Here is a 7,756-nt window from a genome sequence, read left to right as displayed (position 1 = left end):
GATGCCTGGAAAGCGGGCCCGTCCGGTTCGGAGGGAGGCCGCGCGGAAAAGGACCAGCACACCTGGCACCTCGCCGCGCGGCCGACCCTACCCAGACCGAGAAGGGGCTGGCGGGACTCGATGAGGTCCGCCGCTACCCCTCCTGGAGCCGCTGGGTCACCCTCTGCACGGCACCCGCCCCGCGGCGTTGGCCGGGCGGGTGCCGTGCGTTCTGTGGCTGGTCAACGGCCTCTACTGGTGAGCTCGCGTATTCAACTGTCGTCAGTTCGCCGTGGTGTCCAGCCGGATGGTGACCGTAGGTGGCCACCGGCGGCGTACCGGCTCCCCGTGGCACCGGTCTACGAGGCGAGCTTGGCGGTGGTGACCTGGTGGTAGCCGAGGGCGTCGGCAACGAAGGGTGCGGGCATCTCCAAGACGTGCTGACGGATGGCTGCTGCCCGGCCGGCGGTTGTCCCCACCCCTGAGACAGCCCGGTCCAGCTGCGCGAGTCCACGTCGAGCCGGACTGCCGAGCCGGTCCACGATACCGTCGAGAGCAGTGCGCACCGGTGCTGGCGCAACCGGGCGCCGATCCGCCGCGCCAGCGCGGGCGACGGCACCCGCGGCCTGCTGCTGGAGGTCTTCGGGATCGACGGACTCTGATGGGCGAGGCGGGATGCGGGCGGGGCAACGCGCCGTATCAGATGCCTGTAATGGATCTCGAAGAGACGGTAGCCTGCAACGTCGAGATGTCTGAATCGCCGGGGGACGGTCGCATGGACAGGTCCGAACTTGTTCAGGAGAAGGGCGGGGCACCGGACGGAGTGGAGCTGCCGCATGCCCGTGTGGCTGTCGGGCCGCCGCCTGCGGAGTCAGGTGACGTCGACTTCTGCGGCGACGCCCTGCTGCTGCTGACCGGGCCCTTCTATCCGGGGTCCGTGTCGCTCACGGACCGTCCCAGCTTCGCCGTTCCGGTGGACGGCGCGCTCGAGCCGGAGAAGCGCCTCACGGTGGTGCAACGGTCCCTGGATCAATTCCTGCGTGGCTCGCTCACCTTCGGCAATCCCCCCGTCAACCTGCTCACGCACCTCGCCGGCTCTGATGCGTTACACGCGCGGCTGACGACGATCGTGCAGGAGGCGACGCTGCTCCCGGTGGAACTGAACGTCACCGGCATTCTGTTCCCGGACGGCTACGGCTCGGTGGCCGTGCACATGCGCATCGCCGACGGGTGGTCCGAGGTACGGCGGGAGCGGCTCATCGACGGCTTCGGGCCGAAGGGCCGCGACGATGTCACCGCGCGCATCAGGGACGAGCTGCTGCCAGCCCTTACCGCGATGTCCGACCGATGCCGACAGGGGCCGCCGTGTCCCACGGTCCTGCCTTATTTCAACCTTGCCTACGCGGGTAGCACCAGCCACCCGGCTCCAGGCCGGGCGATGCTCTCCGATTCCCTACGGCACCTGATCTACCCCCGCTCCGCCGAGCCGATCCCCTCCGAATCGACGTGGCCGGAAGAGTTCTTCTACCCCGGGTACGCCTTCTTCCTGTTGGCCTCCCGGAACCCTCACGACACGCTCGGCCAGCTTGAGCACCTGCTAGGTCAGCTGAACGTGCACTACGCCCGGCTGGAACACTCCGCCAACGCCGCGGAACGGATCATCCGCGAATCGGCCCTGGACGAAGACCCCGAATTGCTCATCAGGCTGGAACGACGGCTGCGTGCCGACTATCAGGCGTTAGTGCGGCCCACGTTCAGCTACGACTTCCACGTCCTCAAGTTGCGTGACAGCGTACTGAAGGCGTGGGAGACCGAAAAGGTGCGCGAGCGTACTGACACCCTGCTCGAAATGGCGCGGCACGCGGTGGAACGGAAGCTGGAGCACGAGCAGCTGCGCCGGGTAACGCGAGTCAACCTGGCCGTGACGATCGTGGCTATCCTGAGTTTCGTCCAGTGCGTGGACGCGGCGGCCAGCCTGTGGTCGAGGTTCTTCGGGTAAAGGGGGAGATCATGCCGGTGGACGTGCAGATCTGTGTCGCGGACGGGCTGATCTACGACGGTCTCGACTACGCCGACCGGATCGAGCAACGACTGACCCGGGCCAGCCTGAGCTGTGGCCGCCTGAACCTGCTGGCCGAGGCGGCCGATCCGGCCGCGCGCTTGCCCCGACCGACCCTGGCGTATGTGTTCACCGGAGGCCAGACCTCGGTGCACTCGGACGCCGAGTGGATGCGCGCGACCATCGCGCTGGTGCGGGAGCTCATCGCGGACACGGACAAGCGCGACGGGGGTGCCGAGCCCGCAAGCCCGGGCCCCGCGGTGATCGGCGTGTGCCTTGGCTCGCAGTTGATCGCCGAGGCACTGCGTCCGGATTCGATCATCGGCACCTCGGGCATAGAGGTCGGCCTGACCCCGGTAAGCCGAGCTGGCGACAGCCACCGCAGCAGGGGCGGCGACCACGGCATTGGTGTCGTGCCGTCGTTCCACTATCAGGCAATCAGTCCGCAGATCGAGGAGGTCGACGGGGTGCGCATTGAGTACCGCAACGAGCACACCCCCGTCCAAGCACTGAGCTTCGGCGAGCGGGTCTTCGGATGCCAGTTCCATCCCGAGTTGACGCCGGACGACGTACACCGCCTGATCGACTTCAACAAGGACGTCATCACTGACTGGAACGGGGACACGGTGGCCGCGCACCGGTCGGTCGAGCAGTACCAGCTGCACGACGACCTCTTCGAGCGCTTGGTGATCGACCGGATCACGCGCTGAGGCCGACGGAGTACGCCGCCGCTCGACGGGGCGGAAAGAGGCTCGACGTCGCACACGGCCACCTCGCTGCCGATGCCCCCGTCGTCAGCCGCTCGGCTATCGACCCCGCACAGTCGCCAGCTGAGGCCAAGGCCGCCGCCGACAGGCATGTCCCCCGAGGCCGGCTCCTGCCGGCAGCGGCCCGTCCCGAGCCAAGGCCGAACGGCACCTGGCAGCCGCACGACCTCATCTGGCCCCGGATGACGAGGAGTTCGTGCGCGACGGGCCTTGACCCTTGACCGTGGACACCGGTTGTCATGCGGCAGCGGCCAGCGTAGTTGATCATTGTTCGAAGGCGATCGGGCTGATCTGGCCGAGGCGGGAGTGCCTTCGCCGGGTGTTGTAGCGGGTCGCCCAGCGGAAGACCGCGAGCCGGACCTCGCGCGCCCCGGTCCACCGCTTCTTCCCCTGCAGCGTCTCCCGTTTCAGGGATGCGTTCAGCGATTCCGCGGCGGCGTTGTCCGCGCTGGTGCCCACCGCACCGCGCGACCTGACCACACCGAGGTCCTCGCAGACCTGGGCGAACTCCTTGGAGGCGTATTGCGCCCCGTTGTCGCTGTGGAAGATCGCCCCGCGCAGGCCGCCGGCGCCCCGGACCGCGGCCGCGGCCTTGAGTGCGTCGGTGACCAGCGAGGTGCGCATGTGGTCGGCGATCGACCAGCCCGCCAGTCGCTTCGAGCACAGGTCCAACACCGTTGCGAGGTAAAGGAATTGGCCGTCGCCGATGGGCAGGTAGGTTATGTCGCCCACCTACCGGGTATTCGGTGCGATCGCAGTGAAGTCGCGCCGCAGCAGGTCCGGCACCGGCGTCGCCGCCGGCTCGGGCATGGTGGTGCGGACTTTCTTGCGCAGGTGCAGCCCGACAATGTTGAACTTCTGCATGACGCGTGCCGCCCGCTTGTGGTTGACCCGCTCGCCCTCGTCACGGAGCTCGGCTGTCACGCGTGGAGCCCCGTAGGTGCCGTCGGACTCGGCGTGGATATCGGTGATGCGCCCGGCGAGCTCGGCGTCGGCCCGGGCCCGCTCCGCCCGCGCGTCCGCGCCGGCCAGCCACCGGTAGAACCTGGACCTGGAGACAGCCAGGATCCGGCACAGCCGCTTGACACCGAAGGCGCCACGATGATCGTCAACGAACTGGAAACGGCTCACCAGCTGGTCTCGCCCGCAAAATACTTCGCGGCCCTCCGCAGGATCTCCCGCTCGAGCTCGAGTTCTTTCACCCGCGCCCGCAGTTGCCGGTTCTCCTTCTCCATCGTGGTGGCCTCGCCCGCCCCGGGCCGGGTCGCCTGCTCGGCATCCCGCACCCACGTGCGGAGCGTCTCGTGGTTGACACTCAGGTCCTTGGCCACCGACGCATACGTCCCACCCGGACTGGCGTGGTACAGCGCGACGGCATCCGCCCGGAACTCAGGCGAGTACTTCGACGTCCCCAACGGGAACTCCTGTCCTCCGGATCCTCACGATCCAATGATCAGGGTGTCCACGATCAAGGGGTAACGCCCAGCGGTGCCGATCCCCAAGAGCGGGGGTGGCACCAGGATGTTGGCGGTGCCGACCGTCGCTGACAGGGTCGCGCAGACGGTGGTGGCCGGTCACCTGTCGGAGCGGGTGGAGCAGATCTTCCACCCGGACTCCTTCGGGTATCGGCCGGGCAAGTCGGCACTGGACGCCGTCGCGTCCTGCCGGGAGCGGTGCTGGCGGTTCGATTGGCTGGTCGAGTTCGACATCCGGAAGTTCTTCGACACCGTCCCGTGGGACAAGGTGGTGGCCGCGGTCGAGGCGCACACCGACGCCGGTTGGGTGGTGCTGTATGTCAAGCGGTGGCTGGCCGCGGGGCTGCGCCTGCCCGACGGGTCCACGACGGAAAGGGGAGGGCACGCCACAGGGTCCTGCGGTGTCGCCCGTCTTGGCGAACCTGTTTTTCCAGGATGGCCGAGGTCGGTCTGGAGCTGCATCCGGACAAGACCCGGATCGTGTACTGCAAGGACGACAACCGTCGGGGCCGGTTTCCGGTCACCGAGTTCACGTTCCTGGGGTTCACGTTCAGGCCGCGAGGAGCCAAGGACAAGCGCGGAGAAATGTTCACCGCGTTCCTGCCCGCGATCAGTAACCAAGCCCTAAGGAGACTGAGCAAGACAGTGCGGTCCTGGAGACTGCACCGGCGCACGGCGCAGGAGTCATCTGACCTGGCACAGACGGTCAATCCGGTGGTCAGGGGATGGATGAACTACTACGGGCGCTTCTACCGCTCAGCTCTGTATCCGCTGCTCGATCGCATCAACACCTACTTGCTGCGGTGGATCCAGAAGAAGTACCGGGTCGGGATGAAACAAGCCCTGCGACGGTTGGCCCGAGGCCACACGGTGCGCCCAAAGTACTTCGCTCACTGGACCTGGGCGGCCCCGGCAGGGGCGAGGCCCAGAACGACAAGAGCCGTATGACGGGAGACTGTCACGTACGGTGTGCGCCGTGAGGCGCTTCGTTGTATCCCCGGCGCAGTCGGGAGGAACTTGGAGGGAGGTTCTTGGGTCGCCTGACCTACCTGGAGGCGAAAGCTGAAGGGGACGACAGCATGTCAGGGAAGCGGTGGACGTCTCGGAGGCGTTCAGGGCGTGGCACCGCGAGGCCCGCGCGATATGGCCAAGGCTGGATTGCTTGAAGCCCAATCCCCAGGGTGAAAGTGACGCGCCGTCGGAATGACGCCTGTAACCGACGCTGCGCTGTGTCCGGGTGTGAACCGTGGGCCCGGGCAACCTCCACGGCGTGGAACGCCGCCCAGCGAGGGCGGTCAAGGGGATGAGTGGGCGGCCTACGTCGTGCTCGATACGTACAACGAAGACGTACCGCGGGATCGCCTACGGGGCGCGAGCCCTATGGCGACGGAGTGCCCGTAGCAGTCGCAGGAGTGACGACCTGCCAGGGAGGCCGGGAAAGCCGGGCCGCAGGGCGAAGGGGCACAGGTGATCAAGGGGTTCAGTCGGGGAGGGATGCGTAATGCAGAGCGCTGAAACCGTGCTGGGCGTCATCCGGGAGCGCGGCAGGCGCGGCCTGCCGCTGGAAAGGTTGTACCGGCAGCTGTTCAACAAGGAGTTGTTCCTGCTGGCCTACGGGCGCATCTACGCCAACAAGGGTGCGATGACGCCGGGGGTCACCAGCGAGACCGTGGACGGCATGTCCCTGGCCAAGATCGACACGATCATCGGTGCTCTGCGTGCGGAGTCGTACCGGTGGTCCCCGGCCAGGCGGGTCTACATCCCGAAGAAGATCGGGAAGCGCCCGTTAGGCATGCCGTCCTGGAGCGACAAGCTGGTCGCCGAGGTGTGCGTCTGCTGCTTGAGGCGTACGTTCAGTTCTCGGATCGCTCGCATGGTTTCCGCCCCAAGCGGGGCTGCCACACTGCGCTGACGGAGGTGGTGGAGGTATGGAAGGGGACGCACTGGTTCATCGAGGGGGACATCTCCGACTGCTTCGGGAGTCTTGATCATTCGGTCCTGCTCTCGACGCTGGCGGAGAAGATCCACGATGGCCGCTTCCTGCGGCTGATCGAGCGGATGCTCAAGGCCGGGTACTTGGAGGACTGGCGGTGGCACGACACGCTCAGCGGCGCGCCGCAGGGCGGGATCGCATCACCCGTCATGTCCAATATCTACCTGGACCGGTTCGATCGGTTCGTGGAACAGCAGTTGATACCGGGTTACGACCGGGGCAGGCGTCGGGGCAAGCACCCCGCGTATCAGGACGTCAACAACCGGATCACGAGGGCGAAGCGGCACGGCGACCGGGAGGCGGTGCGCGCGCTGCGGCGCGAGCGCCGCACCCTGCCGAGCCAGGACCCGAACGATCCCGGCTACCGGCGGCTTCGATACGTGCGGTACTGCGACGACTTCCTGCTCGGGTTCGCCGGTCCCAGGCACGAAGCCGAGGAGATCAAGGCCAGGATCCGGGCGTTCCTGCGCGACGAGCTCAAGCTGGAGCTGTCCGAACCCAAGACCCTGATCACCCACGCCACCAGCCAGGCGGCGCACTTCCTCGGCTACGAGATCAGAGCTCAGCACGCCGATACGAAGATCACCCGGAACCGTCGGGCGGTCAACGGCGCCATTGGCCTGTTCGTGCCCAGGGCTGTCATCCGGAACAGATGCGCCCGCTACATGAGCAAGGGAAAGCCCGCCCAGCGCGGGCCGCTGCTGCACGACGAGGACTCCACCATCGTCGCCAAGTACGGGTCCGAGTATCGCGGGTTCGTCCAGTACTACCTGCTCGCCCAGGATGTTTTCCGCCTGGCAGCGCTGCGCTGGGTCATGGAGACCTCGATGCTCAAGACCCTGGCCGGGAAGCACAAGTCGACCGTCGCGAAGATGGCCCGCAGATACAAGGCGTCCATCGACACCCCCGACGGCCGGCGGACCTGCTTCCAGGTCACGGTGCAGCGGGACAAGGGCAGGAAGCCGCTGGTCGCCCGCTTCGGCGGGATCCCGCTCAAACGCCAGCGCACCACCGTCATCACCGACCTCCGGCCGGTCATGGCCACCGCCCGGCGCAACGAGCTGATTCACCGGCTCCTCGCCGGGCAGTGCGAGATGTGCGAGGGATGCACCGGACTGCAAGTCCACCACGTCCGCAAACTCGCTGATCTCAACAAGCAAGGACGGCCGGAACGGCCGCCGTGGGCGCACCTGATGGCCATGCGCAAGCGCAAGACCCTCGTGGTCTGCGAACGCTGCCACCAGGACATCCACGCGGGACGGGCCACAGTCACCACCCGGAAATGACCACTGGAGAGCCGGGTGCGGTGAAAGCCGCCTGCCCGGTTCGGGAAGGGGCCGTTGGAAAAGGACCCGAGCCACGGGCACCTCGTCAGCGGCCTACTTCACTCCGTGGGAGCCCGGGGTGAGAATCCCCCGGGCGACCCGACTACTAGAACGAAAATCACACCCGAATCACCGTGAATAGACCGGCAGAGTCGCTA

3 protein-coding genes and 3 pseudogenes are annotated in these 7,756 nt (G+C 67.1%); 5 read left to right on the top strand and 1 reads right to left on the bottom strand.

The window, feature by feature from the left end:
• Window positions 1–691 precede the first annotated feature (691 nt).
• Both ACFYXB_RS37110 and ACFYXB_RS37105 read left to right on the top strand, forming a co-directional pair.
• Window positions 692–1,978, top strand: coding sequence for a hypothetical protein (locus ACFYXB_RS37110; protein ID WP_389589419.1), 1,287 nt, complete (start codon window positions 692–694; stop codon window positions 1,976–1,978).
• Window positions 1,979–1,989: 11 nt separating this feature from the next.
• Window positions 1,990–2,748 (top strand): type 1 glutamine amidotransferase, encoded by a 759-nt coding sequence (locus ACFYXB_RS37105; protein WP_389589418.1) that lies wholly within the window; start codon window positions 1,990–1,992, stop codon window positions 2,746–2,748.
• Between the two features lie 321 nt (window positions 2,749–3,069).
• Here ACFYXB_RS37105 and ACFYXB_RS37100 read toward each other — a convergent pair.
• Window positions 3,070–4,220 (bottom strand): annotated as a pseudogene (locus tag ACFYXB_RS37100) (IS3 family transposase).
• A 106-nt stretch (window positions 4,221–4,326) separates the two neighbouring features.
• On the opposite strand from ACFYXB_RS37100, the pseudogene ACFYXB_RS37095 reads away from it, so the two are divergent.
• The 3 genes and pseudogenes from ACFYXB_RS37095 to ACFYXB_RS37085 all read left to right on the top strand — a co-directional run.
• Window positions 4,327–4,578 (top strand): annotated as a pseudogene (locus tag ACFYXB_RS37095) (reverse transcriptase domain-containing protein); the annotation flags it as partial.
• Between the two features lie 137 nt (window positions 4,579–4,715).
• A complete protein-coding gene (locus tag ACFYXB_RS37090) occupies window positions 4,716–5,228 on the top strand; it encodes a group II intron maturase-specific domain-containing protein (protein WP_389589417.1) in 513 nt (170 codons plus the stop codon).
• A gap of 553 nt (window positions 5,229–5,781) precedes the next feature.
• Window positions 5,782–7,559, top strand: a pseudogene (locus ACFYXB_RS37085) (reverse transcriptase domain-containing protein).
• Window positions 7,560–7,756: the final 197 nt, after the last annotated feature.

It is taken from the genome of Streptomyces sp. NPDC002619 (assembly GCF_042889305.1).
In the GTDB taxonomy this organism is placed as follows: Bacteria; Actinomycetota; Actinomycetes; order Streptomycetales; family Streptomycetaceae; genus Streptomyces.
Note: the sequence above shows the minus strand (reverse complement) of the source record. Positions and strands in the feature narration are given on the sequence as shown.